The following is a 433-nucleotide window of genomic DNA, read 5'->3' on the forward strand; positions in this document are numbered from 1 at the left end:
GTGCCCAGCGGTGGCGTATAGGAGGAATTCTGCAGTTGCGTCCTATAGGCACTCATGACCGCACTGAATAAGTCAGTATCACCAACTTCTCCCAGTGATGACATTGAAGTTACAGCTGGAGCTCTGTCAGCCAGCTCTGCCAGACGCTGGTTAGCAGTGGCAAAGGTCTGATACCATGCGCCAAGCGTTACCCACCCGTAGGTTGTGAGATAAGATTTAAGAGCCTCTTTTCTGGATTGCTCTCCGTTATCAGTGGGTAGCGATTTTTGCACAGCACGTTCGTATTCGTCGGCTGCTTTCTGAATTCGTGTCTCGATATCCGGCAGTGTTCCGTTGCCAGAATTTCTTTTTTCCAGAAATGTTGTCACAAACTCACTGGCAGCGTTGTCCATGTCGCTAATCATATTATCCATGGCTGCACGTTGTGCTGAGA

The 433-nt window shown here is 49.2% G+C and carries 1 protein-coding gene; it reads right to left on the reverse strand.

Annotated features, from left to right (window positions below):
* Positions 1-433, reverse strand: a 433-nt coding sequence (locus tag RTW80_RS27380; protein WP_312721230.1) for a DotA/TraY family protein, incomplete at both ends; no start/stop codon positions are given.

Source organism: Escherichia sp. AM3 (assembly GCF_032029835.1).
Classification (GTDB): domain Bacteria; phylum Pseudomonadota; class Gammaproteobacteria; order Enterobacterales; family Enterobacteriaceae; genus Escherichia; species Escherichia coli.